General features: G+C 69.0%; 16 protein-coding genes and 2 pseudogenes. 10 read left to right on the top strand and 8 right to left on the bottom strand.

The window, feature by feature from the left end:
* Positions 1–17: 17 nt before the first annotated feature.
* Entirely contained in the window at positions 18–818 is an 801-nt protein-coding gene (locus FU658_RS12040) for an inositol monophosphatase family protein (RefSeq protein WP_147892306.1), read from the bottom strand.
* A 115-nt stretch (positions 819–933) separates the two neighbouring features.
* Here FU658_RS12040 and FU658_RS12035 point away from each other — a divergent pair, with 115 nt between their 5' ends.
* The 3 genes from FU658_RS12035 to FU658_RS12025 all read left to right on the top strand — a co-directional run bounded on the left by FU658_RS12035 (position 934) and on the right by FU658_RS12025 (position 4,834).
* Positions 934–1,722: an RNA methyltransferase gene (locus FU658_RS12035; RefSeq protein ID WP_147892305.1), complete on the top strand. Its 789-nt coding sequence runs from the start codon at positions 934–936 to the stop codon at positions 1,720–1,722.
* 62 nt (positions 1,723–1,784) lie between these two features.
* On the top strand, positions 1,785–2,720 hold the full coding sequence (locus FU658_RS12030) for a phosphate/phosphite/phosphonate ABC transporter substrate-binding protein (protein ID WP_147892304.1): 936 nt from the start codon (positions 1,785–1,787) through the stop codon (positions 2,718–2,720).
* 2 nt (positions 2,721–2,722) lie between these two features.
* Complete coding sequence (locus tag FU658_RS12025) at positions 2,723–4,834, top strand: putative bifunctional diguanylate cyclase/phosphodiesterase (RefSeq protein ID WP_147892303.1); 2,112 nt, start codon at positions 2,723–2,725, stop codon at positions 4,832–4,834.
* Positions 4,835–4,856: 22 nt separating this feature from the next.
* On the opposite strand, the gene FU658_RS12020 is transcribed toward FU658_RS12025, so the two are convergent.
* Positions 4,857–5,459 (bottom strand): exopolysaccharide biosynthesis protein, encoded by a 603-nt coding sequence (locus tag FU658_RS12020; protein ID WP_187266093.1) that lies wholly within the window; start codon positions 5,457–5,459, stop codon positions 4,857–4,859.
* Positions 5,460–5,608: 149 nt separating this feature from the next.
* On the opposite strand from FU658_RS12020, the gene FU658_RS12015 reads away from it, so the two are divergent.
* Complete coding sequence (locus tag FU658_RS12015; protein WP_147892301.1) at positions 5,609–6,286, top strand: TIGR00153 family protein; 678 nt, start codon at positions 5,609–5,611, stop codon at positions 6,284–6,286.
* An 11-nt stretch (positions 6,287–6,297) separates the two neighbouring features.
* Positions 6,298–7,545: an inorganic phosphate transporter gene (locus tag FU658_RS12010; protein WP_147892300.1), complete on the top strand. Its 1,248-nt coding sequence runs from the start codon at positions 6,298–6,300 to the stop codon at positions 7,543–7,545.
* Positions 7,546–7,574: 29 nt separating this feature from the next.
* Here the strand turns inward: FU658_RS12010 and FU658_RS12005 are convergent, their stop codons facing one another.
* Positions 7,575–7,982 carry a hypothetical protein gene (locus FU658_RS12005; protein ID WP_147892299.1) on the bottom strand — a complete coding sequence of 136 codons (408 nt, stop codon included), beginning with the start codon at positions 7,980–7,982 and terminating at the stop codon, positions 7,575–7,577.
* 62 nt (positions 7,983–8,044) lie between these two features.
* On the opposite strand from FU658_RS12005, the pseudogene FU658_RS14850 reads away from it, so the two are divergent.
* Positions 8,045–8,376: pseudogene (locus tag FU658_RS14850) on the top strand (MGMT family protein).
* A gap of 61 nt (positions 8,377–8,437) precedes the next feature.
* A complete protein-coding gene (locus FU658_RS14845) occupies positions 8,438–9,109 on the top strand; it encodes a rhomboid family intramembrane serine protease (RefSeq protein ID WP_222708444.1) in 672 nt (223 codons plus the stop codon).
* A 28-nt stretch (positions 9,110–9,137) separates the two neighbouring features.
* On the opposite strand, the gene rapA is transcribed toward FU658_RS14845, so the two are convergent.
* The 4 genes and pseudogenes from rapA to FU658_RS11975 form a co-directional block, all read right to left on the bottom strand.
* On the bottom strand, positions 9,138–11,978 hold the full coding sequence (gene rapA / locus FU658_RS11995; protein ID WP_147892297.1) for an RNA polymerase-associated protein RapA: 2,841 nt from the start codon (positions 11,976–11,978) through the stop codon (positions 9,138–9,140).
* A 35-nt stretch (positions 11,979–12,013) separates the two neighbouring features.
* On the bottom strand, positions 12,014–13,051 hold the full coding sequence (locus tag FU658_RS11990) for a M13-type metalloendopeptidase (RefSeq protein WP_147892296.1): 1,038 nt from the start codon (positions 13,049–13,051) through the stop codon (positions 12,014–12,016).
* Positions 13,026–14,029: pseudogene (locus FU658_RS16100) on the bottom strand (M13 family metallopeptidase); the annotation flags it as partial. The gene FU658_RS11990 and the pseudogene FU658_RS16100, both read right to left, overlap by 26 nt.
* Positions 14,030–14,151: 122 nt before the next feature.
* Complete coding sequence (locus FU658_RS11975; protein WP_147892294.1) at positions 14,152–16,278, bottom strand: M13 family metallopeptidase; 2,127 nt, start codon at positions 16,276–16,278, stop codon at positions 14,152–14,154.
* Positions 16,279–16,762: 484 nt separating this feature from the next.
* On the opposite strand from FU658_RS11975, the gene FU658_RS16175 reads away from it, so the two are divergent.
* The 3 genes from FU658_RS16175 to FU658_RS11960 all read left to right on the top strand — a co-directional run bounded on the left by FU658_RS16175 (position 16,763) and on the right by FU658_RS11960 (position 21,717).
* Positions 16,763–18,169, top strand: a complete 1,407-nt coding sequence (locus FU658_RS16175) for a S8 family serine peptidase (RefSeq protein WP_484476963.1) — start codon at positions 16,763–16,765, stop codon at positions 18,167–18,169.
* A complete protein-coding gene (locus FU658_RS16090; protein WP_187266104.1) occupies positions 18,115–20,211 on the top strand; it encodes a PA domain-containing protein in 2,097 nt (698 codons plus the stop codon). Before FU658_RS16175 ends, FU658_RS16090 begins: the two co-directional genes overlap by 55 nt.
* A gap of 120 nt (positions 20,212–20,331) precedes the next feature.
* Positions 20,332–21,717, top strand: a complete 1,386-nt coding sequence (locus FU658_RS11960; protein ID WP_147892291.1) for an MBL fold metallo-hydrolase RNA specificity domain-containing protein — start codon at positions 20,332–20,334, stop codon at positions 21,715–21,717.
* A gap of 46 nt (positions 21,718–21,763) precedes the next feature.
* Here the strand turns inward: FU658_RS11960 and FU658_RS11955 are convergent, their stop codons facing one another.
* Positions 21,764–23,593: a DUF885 domain-containing protein gene (locus tag FU658_RS11955; protein WP_425477615.1), complete on the bottom strand. Its 1,830-nt coding sequence runs from the start codon at positions 23,591–23,593 to the stop codon at positions 21,764–21,766.
* Positions 23,594–23,653 lie beyond the last annotated feature (60 nt).

The following is a 23,653-nucleotide window of genomic DNA, read 5'->3' as shown; positions in this document are numbered from 1 at the left end:
TTGCGCGTGCACCGCGGTCAGTCGAAGGCGCGCGTGTACCCCGTGGACACCAGCGACTTTTGCAGTGCCGCGGCGATCTTCAGGTTGCCGGCCACGACCCGTCCACTTTGCATGAAATCGGTGCCGCCGCGGAAGTCGCTGACGGTGCCACCGGCCTCGCGCACCAGCAGCACGCCGGCGGCGATGTCCCAGGGCTGCAGCCCCGCCTCGAAGTAGGCGTCGGCGCGGCCACAGGCCACATAGGCCAGGTCCAGGGCCGCCGAACCGGTGCGGCGGATGTCCTCGGCGGTGTCGAGCAGGCCGCGCAGCGTTTCCAGGTGGGGGCCGACGCGCCGGCGCTCGCGCGGCGCGAAGCCGGTCACCAGCAGGGCGCCTTCCAGGTCCTTGCGCTCGGCCACGCGGATCTTCTTGTCGTTGAGTACCGCGCCGGCGCCCTTGCTGGCGGTGAACAACTCGTTGCGCAGCGGGTCGAACACGACGCCGTGGATCGGCTCCTTGTCCTCGAGCAGCGCGATCGACACGCAGAAGTGCGGCAGGCCGCGAAGGTAGTTCGAGGTGCCGTCGAGCGGGTCGATGACCCAGGTGTAGCGCGAATTGCCCTTCTGCCCGCTCTCCTCGGCCAGGAACGCGTAGTCGGGCGTCGCCCGCTTGAGCTCGCGTATGATTTCCTTCTCCGCAAGCGAGTCGACCTCGCTGGCGTAGTCCTGGCGGGACTTCTCGACGATGTTGAGGCTGTCGAGCTTGCTCATGTGCCGCAGGATCACGTTGCCACCCAGTCGGGCGGCCTTGACCATGAGGTTGACGGCGGGCTTTTGCATGCGCGGCTGTCCAATCGCTTGGCGGGGATAAAGAACGGGCTGCCACCGCTGGCGGCAGCCGCATAGTCTAACAGCCGGAGGGCCCCTGGGCTCGCCGGAAGCGTCGAGGTTATTCATGTCGCAGCTGCGAATCGTCCTGGTCGGCACCCAGCACCCCGGCAACATCGGCTCGGCGGCGCGCGCGATGCGAACGATGGGGCTGTGCGAACTGGCCCTGGTCGCACCGGAAGCCCAGATGCCCCACCCGGAGGCCACGGCCCTGGCTGCCGGGGCCGACGGGTTGCTGGCTTCGGCCAGCATCCACGCCGACGTGGCCTCGGCCGTGGCCGACTGTCGGCTGGTCATGGGCTGCACCGCCCGCAGCCGCAGCGTGCCGATGCCCGAGCTCAGCCCGCGCGCGGCGGCCCTGCAACTGCACCAGGCCAGCCTGGAGGGGCCGGTGGCGCTCCTGTTCGGGCGCGAGCGCACCGGCCTGAGCAACGACGAGCTGCAGTTGTGCCAGGCCGCGGTGCACATTCCCTCGGTGGCGGAGTTCAGTTCGCTAAACCTGGCGGCCTCGGTGCAGGTGCTGGCCTACGAGCTGCGCCTGGCGGCCCTGGAGGCGCAGGGCGGCGCTCTCCGTGCCGCGCCGGTGGCCGCGCCGCCGGGCAGCCACGCTGCCGGGATCGAGCGCGCGGCCCCCCCGGCCACCCACGCCGAGCTCGAGGGCATGTTCGACCACCTGCTGCGGACGCTGGACGACATCGATTTCCACAAGGGCCGTTCGCCCGCCACGGTGATGCGTCGCCTCAGGCGGCTGTTCCTGCGCGCGTCCCCGGACGAGCGTGAGGTCCGCATCATCCGGGGCATCCTGGCCGACATGCAGCGCATCGCGCGCCTCGCCGGCATTCACCGCCCCGGGTGAATCGGGTAGGCTCGCCGGATGGAGGCGGCCAGGGGGGCGGTCGCGCCGTCGCAGGAGCGAGTATGTGGTCGAGGTTTGCCGGCAGCGCGTCCGGCCTATTGCTGGTGATGGTCCTCTCGACCGGCTTGGCCGTGCCTGCGGTTTCGCTGGCCCAGGAGCGCGACGTCCTGGTCCTGGGCCGGATCAGCGACGACCCCAGGCGACATTACGACCAGCTCCAGCCCCTTCTGGACTACCTGGTGCCCCGGCTCCACGACGTGGGCATCCGCGAGGGCCGCATCCTCATGGCGCGCGACGTGCAGCAGATGCAGGCGCACCTGCGCCGCGGCCGGGTGGACTGGGTCACCGAGACCCCGGCGATGGCGGTCACGCTCATCGATCGGGCGAACGCGCGCGTCCTCCTGGCCACCGAGCGCACCGGCGTGGCCAGCTACCGCACGATCTTCCTTGCCCGGCGTGACTCCAACGTGCACGACCTGGGTTCCCTCGCCGGCCGGGCGGTGGCGTTCCAGAGTCCGGCCTCGACCAGTGCCTACACCGTGCCGGCGATGATGCTGCTGGAGGCGGGCCTGCAGCCCGAGGTGATGATCTCGCCGCTGGACACGCCGGCGCGCGACAGCGTGGGCTACGTGTTCGCGCGCACCGAGTTCAACATCGCCACCTGGGTCGAGAAGGGCATCGTCGATGCCGGGGCGGTCAGCAACCTGGACTGGGCGGAGATCCTGGTGCGTGCGCCGGCGCTGGAGGATTCGCTGCACATCGTCGCCGAGTCCGGCCCGGTCCCGCGCGGACTGGAGCTGGTGCGCGAGGGGATCGATCCGCAGGTCGAGCGCCGGCTGCGCGAGCTGCTGCTTGCCGCCGCCGACGACCCGGAGGCCGGGCCCGCCTTGCGCGCCTTCTTCGACACCACGCGCTTCATCGAGGTCGATGCCGAGATCAGGCAACAGCTTGAAGCCCTTCGAGCCGGCATTCAGCGCATCCGCGACGAGATGGAGTAGCGATGAAGATCGGACTCCAGGGACGGTTGATGGTGGTGATCGGAGTGGCGCTGGTGCTCACCGGGCTGATCGTGGCCGGGCTGTGGACCCAGCAGCGCAGCAGCTTCGGTCAGGTCCGCGAGCTGAGCACCGAATCGATGCACGACCTGGTGGTGGATGGACTGCGCGGCCGCGGCTCCGCCCTGGCCCTGCAGCTTTCCGAATCGGTCACCAATTCGCTCTACTATTTCGACCTCGAACGCATCGGCGAGGTCGCTGCATCGGTCCTCACCCAGCCCGACGTGGCCTACGTCCTGGTGTTCGACGAGTTCGGCCAGGTGTTGCACGACGGCTCCGGGGCCATCGCCACCTATGGCCAGCCGATGCAGGACCGGTTCGCCGAGCAGGCGGTGCAGGCGCGGGGGCCGCTCGAGCAGTCCGACGACCAGCTGCTGGACTTCACCCATCCCGTGATGCTGGGCAATGACCGCCTTGGTGGCGTGCGCGTGGGACTGTCGCTCACGGCGCTCCGGGAGCAGAGCGCGGCCGCGCAAGTGCGGCTGGACGAGCGCATGGCCGCGGCGAGCCGACGCCAGGCGCTTGGATTGTTTGGACTCCTGGGTTTGCTGGCGATGCTCGCGCTCGGTCTTTCCCTGCTGGTGTCGCTCGGCCTGGTGCGGCCCATACGGCGGCTGGCCGAGGCGGCGCAGTTCGTCGAGCAGGGGCGCTACGCGGAGGTTTCGCTGGAAAGCGCGCGCAGCGATGAGCTCGGCGATCTCATCCGCGCCTTCGCGCGCATGAGCGACAGCGTCACCCGCCACGACCGCGACATCCGGCGCATGGCCTACGGCGATGCGCTCACCGGCCTGCCCAACCGCCTGGCCCTGCGCGAACTGCTCGACCAGCGCATCCTGTCCCTGCAGGCGACCGGCGGAGAACTCGCGCTGTTGTTCATCGACCTCGACGACTTCAAGCGCGTCAACGACACGCTGGGGCACGATGCCGGCGACATGGTGCTGACCCAGTTCGCGGCCCGGGTGCGCGATGCGGCCGTGCGCATCGGCGGCGGCCAGGCCGAGCTGGCCCGCTTCGGAGGCGACGAGTTCGTCGCGCTGGTGCAGGCCAACGACGTGCGCAGCCTGTCCAGCCGCCTGGCGGACTCGATCATCGCCGACCTCCAGCACCCGGTGCGAATCAACGACCGCGATGTCTTCCTCGGCGTCTCGGTGGGCATCACCCTGTATCCATTCGATGCCACCAGCGCCGCGATGCTGCTCAAGAACGGCGACATCGCGATGTACCAGGCCAAGGTGGCCGGCAAGAACTGCTACCGCTTCTACAGCCGGGCGATGGACCAGGCGGTGGAGCGGCGGGTCCAGATCGAGCACGACCTGCGCGGCGCCTGGGAGCGGGGTGAGATCAGCCTGTGCTACCAGCCCGTCTACGCCCTTGCCGATGGGCGCCTGGTCGGCGCCGAGGCCCTGTTGCGCTGGGCCCATCCGACGCTGGGCAACATCCCCCCGTCGGTGTTCATCGACATCGCCGAACAAAGCGGCATCATCGACCGCCTGGGCAGGCATGCGCTGCAGCGCGCCTGCGAGGACGCCTCGCGCTGGCAGCGCGGCGATGGCAGCGAGCCTCCCTTCGTGTCGGTCAACATTTCCGCACGGCAACTGCGCAGCGGCGACCTGCCCGAGGCGGTTGCCGAGGTGCTGAGTGCATCGGGCCTGCCACCGCAGCGCCTGCACCTGGAGCTCACCGAAACCGCGGTACTGGGCGACGAAGCCCAGGCCAGCGCACTGCTGGCGCGCATCCGCTCGATCGGCCCGAAGGTGTGGCTGGACGACTTCGGCACCGGCTTCTCCGGGCTCAGCCACCTGCGCCGCGTGCCGGTCGACGGCGTCAAGATCGACCGCAGCTTCATCGCCGACATGCTGCGCGACCCCGACGACCTGGCGCTGACCACGGCGATCGTAGCGATGGCCCACTCGCTGGGCATCACCGTCATTGCCGAGGGCGTCGAGCACGAGGGCCAGTACGCGATGCTGCGCGAGCGCGGCTGCGACCTGGCGCAGGGCTATTGGCTGGGCCGCCCGATGCACGGCCACGAGCTGACCCGCCGCCTGAGCACCTGAGCCCGGGGCCCTGGCGGCAGCTTCAGCCGAACACGCCGACCAGGAACTGGTAGAGCTCGTTGGACAGCATCACCGAGGCCACGATCGCCACCAGCGACAACACCCAGGCCACCAGCATCAGCGCGCCATCCTCCTCGATGAGCGCGATCGCGAACAACGCCAGCAGCAGGCCGAACGGATAGTTCGTGAAGGGAATCGGAAGCGCTGCCAGGATCCCCACCGCCACCAGCATCAGGCCGGTGAAGATGCTGGCCGGCCCGCGGTGGATCAGGCCCTGCAGTCGCGGATGGCTGACGCGCTCGAGCCGTGCCAGCCACGGCCCGAGCCGTGTACGCATGCGTTGCAGGCTGTCGTGGCCGATCCGGTGGCGCGCCACGAAGCCCGGCAGCCACGGGTTCGTCAGCAGCAGCATCAGCTGCAGCCCCAGCAGCCCGATGAGCGGACCGGATATCGCCCCCGTGCCGATGGGCAGGGGCACGAACAGCGGCAGCGACGCGACGAGGATGCCGAGGCCGAACGCGCGCTGGCGGAACTCCTCGAGCAGTTCACCCAGCGCCACGCCACCCGGAGGGGCGGTGTCGGCGATCGCGTCCAGCAGACTCTTGGTGGTGATTCGGGAAGGCATGTTCGATGCAGGTTGGCGGCCGTAGCCTTTATGCCCGCTTAGCATCGGCAATGGCGTGATCATTGCACCGCTGACATGGCAGGCGTTTACCCCGATAATGACAGCTTCGTGTCAGCCGGCACGGTCAGTCCATCCAGGGGAAAGCCATCATGGCAGGCAGTTTCGTCGCCAATCTCTTCGGCCGTTCGCCGGTCCGACCGCTGCAGAAGCACTTTCGCGAAGCGGCGGCCTGCGCGCGCGAGCTGGTGCCCTTCATTGAGGCGGTGCTGAAGGGGGACTGGGCGGAAGTCGAGGCCTCGCGCTCGCGCATCGTGGCGAAGGAGCAGTCCGCCGACGACCTGAAGAAGGACGTGCGCCTGAACCTGCCCGACAACCTGTGGATGCCGGTGGCCCGGGCCGACCTGCTCGACCTGCTGATGGTCCAGGACCGTGTCGCGAACACCGCAAAGGATGTCTCCGGCATCGTCATCGGCCGCCGCATGTCGTTTCCGGCCGAGGTGGGCGACGCGTTGATGAAGCTGGTGCGCCGTTGTGTCGACGCTGTCGACCAGGCCGAGCGCAGCGTCAACGAACTCGACGAGCTCTTCGAGACCGGTTTCCGGGGCGCGGAGGTCGAACTGGTCGAGGAGATGATCGACCAGCTCGATGCGATCGAGGATGACACCGACCAGCTGCAGGCCGAGGTGCGCGCCGCGCTCTTCGCCCGCGAGAAGGAGCTGCCGCCGGTGGACGTGGTCTTCATGTACCAGGCCATCGAGTGGATCGGCGAAGTGGGCGACTATGCCCAGCGCGTGGGCAGCCGCCTGCAGCGCATGCTCGCGCGCTGAGGGGCTGACCCATGGAATACATGACCATCTACATCGCGTTGGCCGCAGTCTTCGGCCTGTACATGGCCTGGGCGATCGGTGCCAACGACGTCGCCAACGCCATGGCCACCTCGACCGGTGCCAAGGCGATCAGCTTCAAGCAGGCGGTCATCATCGCGGCGGTGTTCGAGTTCGCCGGCGCGGTGCTGGCCGGCAGCAGCGTCACCTCGACGATCCGCAGCGGCATCGTCGACGCCAGCCTGATGGCCGACACGCCGGAGCTGATGATCTACGGCATGCTGGGATCGCTTCTGGCCGCGGCTGTCTGGCTCAATATCGCCACCCGGATGGGCTGGCCGGTGTCGACCACCCACTCGATCATCGGCGCCATCGTCGGCTTCGCCGCGGTCGGCATCGGCATGGAGGCGGTGAAGTGGGGCCAGGTCGGCACCATCGTCATGAGCTGGGTGGTCTCGCCGCTGGTGGCCGGCACGATGGCCTTCCTGATCTTCCGCACCGTGCAGGCGCTGATCCTGGACCGTCCGGATCCGATCGACCGCGCACGGCGCTATGTCCCGATCTACATGCTGCTCGCCGCGTTCATGATCACCATGATGACGCTGATGAAGGGCCTCAACCACGTCGGCCTGAACCTCAGCACGCAGCAGAACCTGCTCCTCGCCACCGCGATCGCCGTTGCCGTGGCCGTGATCGGCAAGCTGGTGATCAACCGCATCCAGGTCGATCCCAATGCCGACCGCAAGTTCCGCTTCGCCACGGTCGAGAAGATCTTCGGCGTGCTGATGGTCATCACCGCCTGCTCCATGGCCTTCGCGCACGGCTCCAACGACGTGGCCAATGCCGTCGGCCCGGTCGCCGCGGTCATCTCCGTGGCCAGCACCGGCGTTGTCGAGGGCCGCACGGCGGTCTCCCCGTGGGTGCTGCTGCTGGGCGGTGGCGGCATCGTGCTCGGCCTGGCCACCTATGGCCGCAAGGTGATGCGCACCGTCGGCGAGCAGATCACCGCGTTGACCCCGAGCCGCGGCTTCGCGGCGGAAATGGCGGCGGCCTCGACGATCGTCCTGGCCTCCAGCACCGGCCTGCCGATCTCGACCACGCACACCCTGGTCGGTGCGGTGCTGGGCGTGGGCATGGCCCGCGGTATCTCGGCGATCAACCTCACCGTGATCCGCAACATCTTCCTGTCCTGGCTGGTCACCGTGCCCGCCGGCGCGGTGCTGTCGGTGATCTTCTTCTTCATCCTGCGCGCGGTGCTCTAGGGCTGCCGCGGGCGCGGTGGCGCGCCGCCTCAGAGCAGGTCGCCACCGTTTGAGAACACCCGCTCCATGCGGTCGCCCATGCCGCCGATCTCCAGGATCAGCCGGTCCACCTCGGCCGCGCTGAGCCCTTCATAGGGGCGGTTCTCGCACAGTTGCAGGTAGGGCACGTCGTCCAGCGTGCTCATCGCCAGGTAGCCCACGCGGCTTTCCCAGTTGAAGCGCAGCGCCTTCTTCGCATCGATCCCGGTCATCGGGGCGATGACCGTGCTCACGCGCAGGAAGCGGTGGCCGTCCTCGTCCTCGAGTTCGGACAGGAACAGGGCCTGGTGGCGTCGTCCCCGCTCCAGCGACAGTTCCAGGCAGACCACGTAGGGCTCGTTGGCGGTCACCGTATAGCCGTCGCGCACGTAGTCGCGGATCTGTTCGAAGTCGTCCATGGGCTCCTCCTCGGGGGGTGTGGAGCTATGCTAGCCCCGTGACGAGGATAACGCCCGAGTGGCTGGCCGCCGTGCACGCCGTGGTCGCCGCGATACAGCCCGGACACCTGCTCAGCTACGCCCAGGTGGCGCGTCGCGCCGGCCGCCCGGGGCATGCCCGGCAGGTGGCGCGTGCGCTGGCAGCCGGGGACGCACCGGATCTGCCCTGGCACCGCGTGCTGCGTGCCGACGGCCGCATCGGCCTGCCGGCGGGAAGCGCAGGCCACGCCGAGCAGGTTGCGCGGCTGCGCGCCGAAGGCCACGTGGTCGAGGAGGGCAGGGTGCGGCGGCGGGCGCCGCCCACGACCTCGATGAGCTGGTGTGGGGCCCCGCGGCGCGACCCACTTCCGGATGACCCGAAGGGTGGGCAGGGCGGAGCCAGTCGGTATCATGTCCGCTGGAATCGAGGAGCCCGCATGCTCAACAACCTGCCCCCCATCACCCGCACGCTGCTGATCGTCAATGGCCTCGTGTTCCTGCTGCAGCTTGCCCTGGGCAACCCCGCGTTCTACAACTTCATGCTCTGGCCGCTGGGTGACTACGCTGCAGGCGTCGCCGCCGACGGGGCCCGGCTCAGCGTCGGCTTCCTGCCCTGGCAGGTGGTCAGCTACGGCTTCCTGCATGGTGGCTTCGCCCACCTGCTGTTCAACATGCTGGCGCTGTTCATGTTCGGCTCGCGGCTGGAGTACACCTGGGGCCAGCGCCGCTACCTCGTCTACTACTTCACCTGCGTCATTGGTGCTGGCCTGATCCAGTTGCTGGTGGCCACCTATGCGGTCAGCCAGGGTGCCGGCCCGTATCCCACCATCGGCGCTTCGGGCGGCGTGTTCGGCCTGCTCCTGGCCTACGGCATGCTGTTCCCGAACGAGCGCGTGATGCTGCTGTTCCCGCCGATCCCGATGAAGGCCCGCACGCTGGTCATCGTCTTCGGCGCGCTGACCCTGCTGATGGGCATCACCGGTACTGCGGCCGGCATCGCCCACTTCGCCCACCTCGGCGGCATGCTCTTCGGCTTCGGGCTGATCCAGTACTGGCGCGGCCGCTGGCCGTTCCGGCGCCGTGGTGGGGGTTGGCCGCCACGCCGCTGAGCGCGGCGCGGGGGCGGGCCTGCACCGTCTAGCGGCGCAGGCTCAGGAAATCCGGACCGGCCACCAGGCGCAGGCTGTCCAGCCGCACCCGCGAGCGCGGCAGTGCGTCCAGCAGCGCATCCCGCTCCGCTGCAAGGGCCTGGATCTCGGCCGGACCGACCGCCGGGTTGACTCCGGCCAGCGCCTGCAGCCGATCCAGTTCCGCATCGAGTTGCCGCTTCGCCGCCGCACTGGCCTCCGCGGCGCGTTGTGCACCCAGCTGCTCGGCCTGCTTGCGGCAGGCATCCAGCATGGGTGGCACCAGCGCGCCCAGGATCTTGCGTTGTGGCTCCAGGTCGAAGCCGCGCTCGCCCGCACGTCGTAGCGCGCGCTCGCTGGGACGGAACTCCGGGCGGGGCTGCATGCGGGTGTCCACGGCCACCCGCAGCGGCTGTGGCGGCAGGAAGCGCGACGCATCGATGGCCCGCGCCGCGATGCACTCCAGCACGAATACCGCCTCCAGGAACACCGTGCGTGGCGGCAGTTCATCGACCAGGAAGGCCGCGTTGCCGGCTTCGCTCGACAGCATCAGCTCGGCGGCCGAGAGCAGCATCGGATGGTCGGCGCGCAGGTACAGCAGGTCGTCGCGCGCCAGGGCCAGGCTGCGGTCGAAGCAGGCCATGCGCGGCCCGCCCTTGAGCTCCTCGAAGCCCTCGATCGCCTGGTACTCCGGGTCCAGGCGCCAAAGCCCCTGGCCATGGTCCTCGTGGTGGATGCCGAAAGCCTCGAGCAGGCGCAGATGGAAGTCGTCCTCGCGCGCGGCCTCGTCGTCGGCGCGCAGGGCGTCCATCAGCACGTCGCCCCCGGTGCCGCGCTGGCTGGCCAGCTCCAGCAGCCGGTCGCGGCCCTGGGCGATGCGCTCGGCCAGCGCCCGGTGCTCGCTGCGGCTGCGCTGCAGCAGGTCGTCGAGTGCCTCGGGTCGTGGACCTTCGAGCGCCAGGCTGCTGAGTTCGCCGCCGAACCGATGCATCAGCTCGCGACCGTCGGCGACCACGCCGGAAAAGGCACCCAGCGCTTCGGCATACCAGCGCAACAGCGCGTGCTGGGGGCTGCCCTCCAGGGCCGCGGCGTGGATGTTCACGTCGCCGGGCTGTCCGATGCGGTCCAGGCGGCCGATGCGCTGCTCGAGGTGGTCCGGGTCCAGCGGCAGGTCCCACAGCAGCAGGTGCTGGGCGAACTGGAAGTTGCGCCCCTCGGCGCCGATCTCGCTGGCTAGCAACACCCGCGCACCGTCGGGCGCGGCGAACCAGGCAGCGTTGCGATCACGCTGCAGCAGCGTCATGTCCTCGTGGAAGCGCGCCACCTGCACCGGGCTGCGGTGCCGCAGCGCCTCCTCCAGGGCCTGGACCTTCGCGCGGCTGTGGCACAGCACCAGCAGCTTCGCCGGAGCGATCGCATCGAGGGTTTCCAGCAACCATTCCAGCCGCGGGTCACGCAAGTAGTCGTGTTCGGGCTCGTCCTCGCTGCAACCCACGTCGTGGGCGAACTCCGCGGCCAGGCGCCGCTGCAGCACCTCGTCCGCATCGGCAGGCAGGGTCCGCACGTGCGCGACCCGAGCGGGGAAACCGCCGATCGCATCGCGTCGGTTGCGCAGCATGACCCGCCCAGTGCCGTGACGGTCGATCAGGGCATCCACCAGGGCTTGGGCGGCCTCCGGAGTGAGCGCGTCGAACGCGGGCAGTTGCGCTTGGGCTTCCTTCCCCAGCACGGCCAGCAGCGTTTCCCGCTGCGCTGCGTCGGGTGCCTTGCCTTCCAGCAGTGCGTCAACGGTCCGGGACAGCTCCTGGAAGCGCGAAGCCTCGGCCTGGAAGGCTTCCAGGTCATGGTAGCGGTCGGGGTCGAGCAGCCGCAGGCGGGCGAAGTGCCCGGCCATGCCCAGCTGCTCCGGCGTCGCGGTCAGCAGCAGCAGGGAAGGGACCCGCGCGGCGAGCGACTCCACCAGCGCGTAGGCCGGGCTGGCACCGCCGGCACCCGGCGTCCACGCCAGGTGGTGTGCCTCGTCGACCAGCAGCATGTCCCAGCCTGCACCCAGGGCATGTCCGGCACGCGCCTCGTCGCCGGCCAGCCAGTCAGTGCTGGCGATCACCAGCTGGTCTTCCTCGAACGGATTGCGCTCGGGCGCGGCGTGTTCCAGCGCATCGCAGCGTTCGCCATCGTAGATCGCGAACGCCAGGTTGAAGCGTCGCCGAAGCTCGACGAACCACTGGTGCACCAGGCTTTCCGGCGCCAACACCAGCGCGCGCTGCACGCGCCCGGCGGCCAGTTGCTGGGCCAGGATCATGCAGGCTTCGATCGTCTTGCCCAGGCCCACCTCATCGGCCAGCAGCAGCCGCGGGGGGCGCCGTCGCGAAGCGACTTCGGCCACCCGCAACTGATGCGGGATGAGCTCGATCCTGGCACCCAGCACGCCCCAGCCGGGATTGGCCCGGGCCGCGGCCTGGCGCGTCAGCAGGGCCAGGCGCAGCTCGAACTGGTCGCCGCGATCCACCCGCCCCGACAGCAGCCGGCTGTCGGCACGCGACACCGGCTGGTCGGCATCGAGTTCGCCTTCGCGGTGCACGGCCTCGCCGCAGTGGTAGGTCAACAAGCCATCCTCGGCTTCCACCCGGTCCACACGGAGTTCCTGGCCGTCGATCCGTATGCCGTCGCCGGGCCGGAACGCGGCCCGCACCAGTGGGGCGGCCTGGATGGCATAGGCGCGGACCGTGCCGCAGGCGGTGAACACCACCTGCACGCTGCGGCCCTCGGTCCGCATGACCGTGGCCAGCCCCAGCTCGGGCTCGGCCGTGCTGAACCAGCGTTGCCCGGGCCGGAATTCCTGTGCCGCCACTCAGCAATCCTCCGATCCGCGGTGCGCCTGCTCCATTACTGCCACAGCACCACCCGGTCACTGGCTGGGCGCACCATGGCGCTGCCATCGGCGCACGAGAATGCTTCGGCAAACGCCGCCTGGTGCATCAAGGGGCCATTGACGCGGAACTTGGCCGGCGCCTGCGGTTCCGAGGCCAGGCGCATCTTCAGCTCGTCCGGCCGGTAGTTGCGCTGCCACACGCGGGCCTGGGCATGGAAGAAGCGCTGGGCCGGGTTGAGGCCCTCGATGACACCGGCAGCCGTGTCGTGCTTGGCATCGAAGGCCGCCCAGGCCAGTTCCACGCCGCTCAGGTCGGCCACGTTGCCGTCGCGGGTCACGCGTCCGCTGACCATGATCCCGTCGATCGCGTTGAAGCCGTCGTACTGGCCCTCCAGCGGCGCCACGCGCTGCTGGAAACCGGCGCGGTCGGATTCCGACCACCAGCTGTTGAAGCGCCCGGTGCCGTCGATCGTCCGGCCCTTGTCGTCGACCGCATGCGTCAGCTGCTGGCCGGCCAGCGTGCCCAGGGCGCCGAAATCCACCGCCGCGTCGCCGTTGCTGCTCAGCACCGGCTCCTGCAGCAGGGCCGCCGTCACCGTCAACCGGTTCAGCGCCAGGTCGTAGCCGATGTCCGGCAGCTGGGTCGGCACCGGCCAGCGCAGCTCGGTCGTGCCGCCAACACGCGCCAGCTCCTGCTCGTGGCGGAAACGGGCGGCCGCCAGCACATGCGCGGCGTAGCTGTCGCCCGTCAGGGCCAGGCCGCTGAAGTCGGCCCAATGACGGGGCACACCGACCTCCACCCGCAGCGTGGCCAGCTTCTCGGCGGCCGCGGCCTTCGCCTCGGCGCCCAGCCAGGCGGCCGACTGCAGGCCCGCGGCCAGCTGGTCGCGCACCGCCATCACCACGGCCTCGGCGCGCTCGCGGTCGGCATCGTTGAGGTGACGGGCCACGTAGGCCTGCCCCCAGCGCGTCGCCGACGGAGGCGTCGATCGTGCGCAGCACCTCCTCCCAGCGCGGCGCGGGCTCGGACTGACCGGCCAGCAGGCGGCCATAGAGGTCGAAATGCGCGGTGCGGAAGTCCTGGGAAAGGTGCGGTGCCAGCGTATTGGCGGTGTGGAAGCGCAGGTAGGATTTCCAGTGCTCGACGTCGACGCCACCGACCAGCTCGTTGAGCGCCTGGAAGTAGGCCTCGTGCGCCAGCGACACCGATTCCAGGCTGCCGAGGCCCTGGGCCCGGGTGAACTCGCGCAGGCGCAGGTTGCGGTAGCGGCGGTCCAGGTCGCGCAGCGCCTGCTTCTTGTAGCTGTGGTAGGGGTCGCGCAGTTCCACCAGGCCCAGCGAGCCGGCCGCCAGGCGCATCTCGATGCCGACCACGCGGCCGGACTGCTCGGCCAGCTGGTCGGCCGGCACGCCGGTCAGCGCCAGCATGCGCTGCACATGGCCGCGATAGCGTCCCAGCAGGGCGCGGGCCTCGGCGTCCTCGCGCAGGTAGTAGTCGCGATCGGGCAGGCCCAGCCCACCCTGGGTGGCGTAGGCGATGGTCTGCCCGAAATCGGCCAGGTCGATGTCGGCACCGAAGTTGAATGCCACCGGCATGCCTGCCGCATGCAGCGCCGCGATCGTGTCGGCCACGTCGCGCGGGCGTCGCATGCCGTCGATCTTCGCCAGCAGCGGGGCCAGCGGGCGGGCGCCCTGCGCCTCGATTCCGGCCTCGTCCAGGCCGCGCGCCAGAAGGTCGCCAGCATCGCCTCGCTGCCACCGCCGTCCACGGCCATGCCGTCGAGCAGCTCACGCTGCTGCTGCAGGCTGGTGGCCTTGAGCTGGTCGAAGCGACTGATGCTGCCGCGCCCGGCCGGAACCGGGTGGCGGGTGAGCCAGCCGCCATTGGCATGCTGGTAGAAGTCGGTGCAGGCCGCGATGTTTCCGTCGCGATCTGCCGGGTCCAGGGCCAGGGCCGGGGTGGAGAGGGCGCTGGCGGCACCTGCGAGCAGGGCGCAGGCGAGCAGGGGGAGGCTCGGGGACTTCGGCATGGGCGGGTGTTTCCGGGGCTGGGGAATCAGGCCGGAAGTGTAGCAATGCGCACCCGGGTTGGTGTGGCTCGACCGGATGCCGGCAGGACGGCCGCGGCGCGGGCGCCGCGGCGTCGGCCTGCTTACCAGATCACGACACGCTGGTCGCCGTCGCGCACCATCGCATCACCGCTTTCGCAGCCGAACGCCTCGGCGAACGCCGGCATGTTCGACGGTGCACCGATCGCGCGGAACGGGGCCGGTGCATGCGGCCCGGTGGTCAGCGCCACGCGCAGCTGCTCGTCGGTGAAGCCGCGGCGCCACACCACCGCCCAGTTCTTGAAGAAGCGCTGGTCCTGGGTGTAGCCGTCGATCATCGGATCGGCGAAGTCCTCGCCCTGGGCCAGCTTCATCGCGTCATGGGACACGGTCAGTCCGCCGAGGTCGGCGATGTTCTCGCCCAGTGCCAGGGCACCGTTGACGAAGATGCCCGGAAGCGCCTCGTACTCGTTGAACTGCTGCACCAGCAGGGCGGTGCGCTCCTCGAAACGCGCGCGGTCCTCGTCGGTCCACCAGTTGGCGAAGTTGCCCTCGGCATCGAAGCGGCTGCCCTGGTCGTCGTAGCCGTGCAGCATCTCGTGGCCGATCACCGCGCCGATGCCACCGTAGTTGAGCGCGTCATCGGCGTCCGGGTCGAAGAACGGTGGCTGCAGGATCGCCGCCGGGAACACGATCTCGTTGGCCGAGGCGCGGTAGTAGGCGTTGACCGTCTGCGGGCTCATGCCCCATTCCTCGGGGTCGACCGGCTTGCCGATCTTGTCGAGCATGTGGCGGTAGTTGAAGCGGTTGGCCGCCAGCACGTTGCCGACGTAGTTGTCGCCCTCGATCGCCAGGCCGTCCCAGCTGCGCCATTCGTCCGGGTAGCCGATCTTGGGCGTGAAGCTGGCCCACTTCTCGATCGCCTTCTCGCGGGTTTCCTCGCCCATCCAGTCGAGGTTCTGCAACCGCACCTTGAGCGCCTCGCTCAGGTTGCCGACCAGCTCCTCCATGCGCGCCTTGGATTCCGGCGGGAAGGCCACGGCAACGTACAGCTGGCCCAGGGCTTCGCCCATGCCGGCGTTGACGGTGCCCAGGACGCGCTTCCAGCGCTCCTGCTGCTCCTGCTGGCCACGGATCGTGGCGTCGAAGAACGCGAAGTGGCGCTGCTCGAAATCGCTGGAAAGGAACGGCGCGGCGCTGGACACGGTGCGGAAGCGCAGCCACTGCTTCCACGTCTCCAGGTCGGCCTCGGCGATCAGCGAGTCCACGCGCTCGAAGAAGCCGGGCATGCCCAGCGAGAACATCTCCGGGCGATCCACGTCGAGCGCGTCGAAGAACGCGCCCCACTCGAAGTTCGGCGTCAGGGCGTTCGCCTCGTCGATGCTCACCGGGTTGTAGCGGTTCTCCGGGTTGCGCAGCGACACGCGGTCCAGCGACGCCTCGGCGAGCTGGGTTTCGAAGGCCAGGATCTCCTGCGCCGTCGCGGCCACCTCGTCCTCGGCCATGCCCGACAGCGCCAGCACGTCACCCACGTAGTCCACGAACGCGTCGCGGATGCGCACGTAGTCCTCGCGGTCCTCGAGGTAATAGCTGCGCTCGGGCAGCGTCAGCCCGCCCTGGCCCGAGTAGGCGATGACCATCTGCGAATCCTGGAAGTCGGCGCCGGCATAGAAGCCGAAGACACCGCCGCGGGCCTGCGCGTAGGCCTCCCGCAGGTAAGCCACCAGCGCCTCGCGCGAATCGATCGCATCGATCTCGGCCAGGATCGGCTCGATCGGTGAAATGCCCGCGGCCTCGATCGCGTCGGAGTCCATGCCGCTGGCGAAGAAGTCGCCGACCCGGCGCTCGATGCTGCCCGGCTGCGCGTCGCCTTCGGCGGCGGCGCGCACCAGCTCCCGCTGGACCTCCATCGAGCGCTCGCCCAGCAGCTCGAAGCTGCCCCACGAGGTGCGGTCGGACGGCACCGGGTTGGCTTCCAGCCACAGCGAGTTGACGTGGCCGTTGAAGTCGTCGCAGGCGGCGATGTCGTTGTTGATCTCGGCCGGGTCGAGGCGGTTCGGCGCGGTGGTCACGCGGTCCCAGTCGATGGAGGGCGCCGCTGCAACCGCGTCGGCGCCATTGCGGTCGGTCTGCGTCGTGGCAGGCGACGTGCCGCTGTCCGGCGTGCAGGCGGCGAGGGCGAGGACCAGGGCCGCGGCTAGCGGAGTTCGCGAAAAGGGTGCTCGAATCATTTTCTTTCTCTTTCCTGTGTCGATGTGCGGACTGGCTTACTGGCCTCGGCAGGGTAGCGGTTCGCTCGCGAGGCTGCCATGAGCGGGGGCGGGGCCCCGCATCCGTCGGCCCTGATGCGGTGCACCAAAAAAGGACCGCCGCCGGGCTACGGTCCTTCACAGTGCGTACGCCCTCCGGCGCTTCTTTAAACGCTTCTGCGTGTGAAGACAGAATCCGCGCCACGTTTTTTTGTGAAGACGCGTTAACCAGTGGCCATAGTTGTGGTATTACGACAGGGCGCGTTGGATGCGGCCACATGATGGGGGGGGAGGCGCTATCGCCTGTTGGACCCGGTCACGTTGTCCACGCTCTCCTCATGCGCGGGTTTCACGAAGGCCGGTTCCGTGCCGGCCAACTTCCACTTGTTTCACGCTTCAAGAGGACTCTCTCCGAATGGCTCTTCCAACCAATCGCTTGGCGCTCGCGACCAGTATCGCGCTCGCCATGGTTTCCGCCGGCGTCATTGCCAGCGAAACCCATCAGATCAACGACGAGCATTACCTCGGCAAGGCCGTGGGAACAGCTCAAGCCCGCCAGGCTCCAGCAGCCGGCGCCACCCGCCAGGTCCAGACCACCCGGCAGGCCCAGGTGGACTCCGTCGTTCGTGCCTCCCGCGTCAACGCGGGTGGAAGCAGCGAAACCGCGCCTGCGGTCTACGCGCCGGCGATCGACGAAAGTTTCTCGCGTCCCGGCGTTGAGCCTGCGGCAGCCGATCCGGAGTTCGCGGTGACCCAGGAGGCGTACATCAGCGCCAATGTCGATGCGCGCGTTCCCTACATCATCGGTTTCAACGAGGCGCCGCTGGCCCTCTATGACGGTGAGAAGGCGGCCTTCCCGGCGCCTGCGCGGCAATCGAGCGGCCGGTTCGATGTTGCCAGCTCGGAAGCGGTGGCCTACGCGGACGCGCTCGCCAGCCTGCAGTTCGAACGCGAACTGGCGATGTCGGACGCGCTCGGTCGCCCGGTCGATGTGCTGCATCGGATGCAGCATGCGTTCAACGGCATCATCGTCGAGCTCTCCGCCGAGGAAGCCCGGTCGATTTCCAGCATGCGCGACATCGCCCTGATGGAGCCGTACTACGAGTACCCGCTCGATACCGACACCGGCCCGTTGCACATCGGCGCGGATGTGGTCTGGGAGACTGGTACCGGGCGCCCCGGCAGCATTGGTGCGCTGGGTGAAGGCGTGGTCTTCGGCATCATCGATTCGGGTGCCAACGTGGGCAGCCCCTCGTTCGCCGCGGTCGACATGAACGGCTACCAGCACGTGAACCCGCTGGGTGCAGGCAACTACCTCGGCACCTGTGCCGAGGGCGGCATCGACGAGGGTCGCTGCAACGACAAGATGATCGGCGGCTACGAGTTCATCTGTGAACTGACACCGGCCAACTGCGCCGCTCCGAACCGCGAAGTGCCGGGCATGCGCGATGAGAACGGCCACGGCACGCACGTGGGTTCCACCGTGGCGGGCAACTTCCGCACGGCCACCTTCGAAGGCAACGAGCTCGAGATCTCCGGTGTCGCCCCGCGCGGCAACCTGGTCTTCTTCGACGCCTGCTATACCAATAGTGCCGGCCAGGGCCTGTGCCCCAACGTGTCGACGCTGGCTTCCATCAACCAGGCGGTCGCCGACGGCGTGGTCGATGCGCTCAGCTACTCCATCGGCGGCGCGCCCAGCCGTGGACCGAGGCCATCTCGCTGGCCTTCCTGTCCGCGACCCAAGCCGGCATCTTCGTTTCGGCTTCCGGCGGCAACTCCGGCCCGGGTGCGGCCACCGTCGGGCATCGCCAGCCCTGGGTGCACACGATCGCAGCGGCACAGCACGGCCGTGGCGCGTTCGCGAAGTTCCTGACCGTGACCGGACCGGTGGCGCCGCCGCCGATCCTGCAGTCGATCGCGCTGGCTCCGGGACCCAACACGGTGCCGCAGACCGAGGATTTCCCGGCCGACACCCCGTTGGTGGTCAGCCCGGGTATCGACTCCGCCGATGATGGATGTGCGTCCTTCGGCAATCCGGAGTTGTTCGAGGACTCCATCGCGCTCATCCGTCGCGGCACCTGCGCTTTCAGCGACAAGGTGAACAACGCCACGGCTGCGGGTGCCATTGCGGTGGTTATCGCCAACAACCAGGCGGGTGTCATCGCTCCTTCGTCTCCCGGCACCACCATCCCGGTGTTCGGCGCCGAGCAGGCTCCCAGCAATGCGCTGCGCGATTTTGCAGCGAGCAACCCTGGCGTCACGGCCTCGATTCCGGCGGCGGCATCGCCGGTGACCAACACGCCCGATCAGCTGGCGGGCTTCAGCTCGCGCGGCCCGGTGCAGTTCGACCTGATCAAGCCGGACCTCACCGGCCCGGGCGTGTTGATCCTCGCAGCCGATGCAGGTCCGAGCCCGACGGGCTTCGAGGACCTGGTGGGCCTCAAGAGCGGTACCTCCATGTCGCAGCCGCACAACGCCGGTGCTGCCGGCCTGGTGCGCCAGTTGCAGCCGGGCTGGAGCGTGTCCGAGATCAAGTCCGCGCTGATGATGACGGCGGAGAACTCGGTTCTGCTCGAGGACGGTGTCACGCCGGCGAACCCGTTCGCGGGTGGTTCGGGTGCGCTGCGCGTGGATCGGGCCGTTCGTGCCGGTCTGGTGCTCAATGAGACCAGCGAGAACTTCCAGGCGGCCAATCCGGCCCAGGGTGGCAGTCCGTCCAGCCTCAACCTGGCCAGCATGGCCGATGCCACCTGCTTCCAGAGCTGCTCGTTCACGCGCACCTTCCGTGGTGTGAACCACGCCACCGCTGCCCGCATGCGTTCCACGCTCAACAACCGCTACTCGGTGGCACTTGTGGGCCTTGAGGGTGAGGTGAGCCGGACATCGATCGCCGTCGGCGCCAATGCCGAGGTTTCGGTGACGGTGACCATCGACTCGTCCTCGCTGCCGGCAACCGGTACCTTCAACTTCGGCGCCCTGGTACTGACGCCGATCGCTTCGCCGGACAGTCCGGTCCTGCGCCTTCCGATCGCCGTGGCGGTTCCCGCCCCCGTGATCCAGGTCGGTTCGGCTTCGGTTACCGTCGAGGCTGGCGGAACCGGCTCGGCGCAAGCCACGGTGTCGAACGTGGGCGGTGGACCGCTCAACTACACCGTCGCCACCACCGGGTCGGCCACACTGGACTTCCTCGACCAGCCGCGTGCTGGCCTGGGCAACGGTACCCGCAGCGGTCTCATCACCACCACCCCGGAGCAGCGATTCGTCGTGGCCGATGACTTCTCGGTCGGCGGTGAGGCGTCGCTTCGCCTGCTGAGGGCTGAAGGCTTCACCCAGGGCTTGAACATCGGGGCTGGCGCATCGGCGCTCACCTGGTATGTGTATGCCGATGATGGTGGTCGTCCGCTGGGCAGCCCGATAAACACCGTCATTGAGCCGGTGTGGACCTACTCCTCGGCGCCGAACGGCCCGGGCATCAGCACCGTCGACAACACCATCACCCTCGACCTCGCGGCCGCGGGCCAGACGCCGAACCTCGCACCGGGCACCTACTGGGTGGTGATCCAGTCGACGACCGCTACGGTGGCCAACAACTGGATCTGGTTCTTCAGCCCGGCAGCGCAGCAGGGTGCCCGTCCACACAACCTCAACATGTCGACAGGGGCATGGGCGCCAACCACCAGCGCCTTCAACGCGATGACCCTGCGTGTTGGAGGCCAGGTCCAGTGCGGTGCGTCGTGGATCAGCTCCGTCACCCCGTCCTCGGGCACCGTCGCTCCAGGTGGCTCGACGCAGCTCACGGTGGCGGTGAACACCGCAGGGCTTGCTCCAGGAACCTACCGGGCCGTGGCCTGTGTCGGCAGCAACGATCCGCTTCGTCCCCAGGCAGCCGCCAGGGTGACGCTGACGGTGAACTAAGCTCGCCTGCTCCAACGGTGAGTTGAAGCCGGCCCCCATCAGGGGGCGGTTTTTTTTGGTTCGTCACCCCGTCGGGTCGACTTCGCGGCTACCCTCCATCGAAGGGTCGAGGAGGTCGTCATGCGTTTTTGCAGCCTGGGGGCGGTTGGAGAGGTGACCGGTTCATGCCATCTGGTCGAAGCCGGCGGGCACCGGTTCCTGCTCGATTGCGGTATGCACCAGGGCAGTCGAGAAGACGAGGGGCGCAATCGGGACGCGTTCGGCTTCGACGTCAACACGATCGATGCGGTCGTGCTGTCGCATGCGCACATCGATCATTCCGGGCGATTGCCGCTACTGGTCCGACGGGGCTTCCGTGGACCGGTGTGGACCCACCCTGCGACCGAAGGGCTGATCGGGATCATGCTGGAGGACGCCGCCAACCTGGCGGCGATGGACGCAGAGCGTGCTCGCCGGTTTGGAGGTCCCCAGGCCACCCTGGGCCCGCTCTACGATGAGGGCGATGTCCGGCGCACGCTGCGACTCGTACGCGGGGTCGAGTACGGCACCCCACGCCAGCTGGCCCCCGGGGTGACGCTGACGCTGCACGATGCAGGCCATATCCTGGGCTCGGCGATCGTGGAAATCACGGAAGACACTGGCCAGGCTGCACCCCGCACTTTGGTGTTTTCCGGCGACCTTGGCATGAAGGACGCGCCGATCGTGCGCAGCCCGGAGCACCCGGGTCGGGCCGACCGGGTGATCCTGGAGTCGACCTACGGCGACCGCAACCATCGAAGCCGGGCCAACACCGAGCTCGAGTTTCTAGAAATCCTCGAGCAGGCTTGGGAAAGCGGTGGCAACGTCCTCATCCCGGCCTTCGCGGTCGGTCGCACGCAGGAGGTGCTCTACGCGTTCGCCCGGAACTTCGACCGCTGGAACCTGGGCCGCTGGAGGATCTACCTCGACAGCCCGATGGCGATCCGCGTGCTGGAGGTATACGAGAAGAACGTCGACCTGTTCGATCCCGAAGCAGCCAAGGCCTGGCGCGAGTGGCCGCATCCGTTCCGATTGCCGAACCTGCATCTGACCACCGACGTCGCGCAATCCCAGCACATCAACGGGATCCGCTCCGGGGCGATCATCATCGCCGGGTCCGGCATGTGCAATGGCGGTCGCATCCGCCATCACCTCAGGCACCACCTGGGCAGGCCGCAGTCCCACCTCGTCTTCGTGGGCTACCAGGCACGGGACACGCTCGGGCGGCGAATCGTGGACGGCGCCGACAGCGTGCGCATGTTCGGCGAGTCGTTCCCGGTGCGCCTGCAAGTGCACACCGTTGGCGGACTGTCGGCCCACGCCGACCAGTCGGGACTGGTCGAATGGTACGCACGCTTCCCCGGCCACCCTGCGGTCAGCCTGGTTCACGGCGAGCACTCCGCGCGCGAGGCCTTGGCCACCGTCTTGCGGACGCGCCACGGAGCGCCGGCGGAGCTGGCGCGCCTTGGGGAGTGGCAGGACGTGTAGCCGGTGGCTTCGGCGCAAGCCAATGTGCCGCCCGGGTGGCGCCGTGCTAGCCGCGTTGGCCGTCGATCCAGCGCCTGATCTTCGTCTCCAGCACGTCCAGCGGCACCGAGCCGTCCTTGAGCACCTCGCGGTGGAAGCCGCGCACGTCGAAATCCTCGCCCAGCTCGGCCTCGGCCAGGTCGCGAAGCTCGCGGATGCGCAGCTCGCCGATCTTGTAGGCCAGTGCCTGCCCCGGGATCGCCATGAAGCGCTCGGCCTCCGACACGGCCCGCGTGGGCTGCACCGGGGAATTGGCGTACATGTAGTCCAGCACGTCCTGGCGGCTCCAGCCCTTGGCATGCAGGCCGGTGTCGACCACCAGCCGGATCGAGCGCCAAAGTTCGTATTCCAGCGCGCCGAAGAGCATCAGCGGGTCCTGGTAGACGCCCAGCTCCTCGCCCAGCGACTCCGCATACAGCCCCCACCCCTCGATGAAGGCGGTCTCGCCGCCGAAGCGGCGGAAGGCGGGCAGGTCCTCGAGTTCGCGTTGCAGGCCGATCTGGAAGTGGTGTCCGGGCGTGGCCTCGTGCAGGTACAGCGACTCCAGCGAATAGCGCGGGCGTGCCGGAATGTCGTAGGTGTTGACGTAGAACACGCCCGGGCGGCTGCCATCCTGCGAGGGTGCCGAGTACGACGCCGCGGAAGCCGCCTGCGCCCGGAACGCCTCCACCGGCCGGATCTCGAAGTCCGCCTCCGGCTGCAGGTCGAAGAGCTTCGGCAGCAGCGGGTCGACCGTCTCGCGGAAGGCACGGTACTGCCTCAGCAGGTCCTCCTCGTCCTCGAAGCGGGCATCGGGCCGGGCGCGCACGCCGTCGAACAGGATGCCGATGTGGTCGTCCGGCGCCAGCGCCACGCCCAGGTCGTCGGCCAGCCCGCGCATGCGTGTATGGATGCGCTCGACCTCGTCCAGGCCGATGCGGTGGATCTGGGCGGGGGTCAGCTCGGTGGTCGTACTCTGGCGTACCCGGTAGTCGTACCAGGCCGGGCCATCGGGCAGGTCGGCCATGCCCACGCTATCGCGGCTGGCGGGAATGTACTCCTCGGCCACGAAGCGGCGCAGCCCGGCGTAGGCCGGCATCAGCCGGTCCTCGATCAGCACCCGGTAACGCGCCTCCAGCTCCTGGCGTTCACTGGTGGACACGTCGGCGTTGTCCTCCAGCGCCGCCACAGGACGCCAGAACAGCGTCTCTTCGGCGGTATCGGCAATCAATCCGTCGAGCTGCGGCACCACCCGCTCCATCAGCACCCGCGGCTGCACTACGCCCCGGCGCATGCCTTCGCGCATGTTCGCGATCATCTGGTCCACCACGACGGGGATCCGGTCGGCGCGCTGCAGCCAGGCCTCGTGGTCGGCCAGCGTGTTGAACGGCTGCGCGCTGCCGCCCGAACCCAGCGTCGCCCAGGTGCCGGCCAGGTTGGTGAACTGGTTGAGCGGCATCAGGTGGCCCGGGAAGGCGTATCCGGCCAGCTCGTTGCGCAGGTCGGTGGTGAATATCTCGTAGCTCAGCAGGTCCTGGCCCTCCAGCCCGTCGTTGCCGATCGCCTCGGCGCGCGCCAGCCAATGCCGCGCCAGGGCCTCGCTCTCGGCCACGAACTCCGGATCCAGCATGTTCACCAGCAGGTGGTTGTAGCGGTGCTCCCCGACGAAGGTGGCGCGCAGCGGGTTGCGTTCGAGTGCCTGCTCCCAGTAGCTCTCGTAGAGCGCCTGCAGCGCCTGCTCGCGCTCGCCGGCCGGTGCCTGGGCCTGGGTCGTCGCTTCGGATGCCGAAGGGGTGGGGGTGCAGGCCGAAAGGCCCAGCGCCAGCGCAACCGCCAGCGCCATGCGGGCCAGCGGCAGCCGGGTTCGGGGGGTGGATTGGACCATGCGTGGTGGACTCCTGGTTGTCGGATCAACCAT

It is taken from the genome of Alkalisalibacterium limincola (genome assembly GCF_008017755.1).
Taxonomy (GTDB): Bacteria; Pseudomonadota; Gammaproteobacteria; order Xanthomonadales; family Xanthomonadaceae; genus Alkalisalibacterium; species Alkalisalibacterium limincola.
This window is presented reverse-complemented; position numbering and strand designations above follow the sequence as displayed.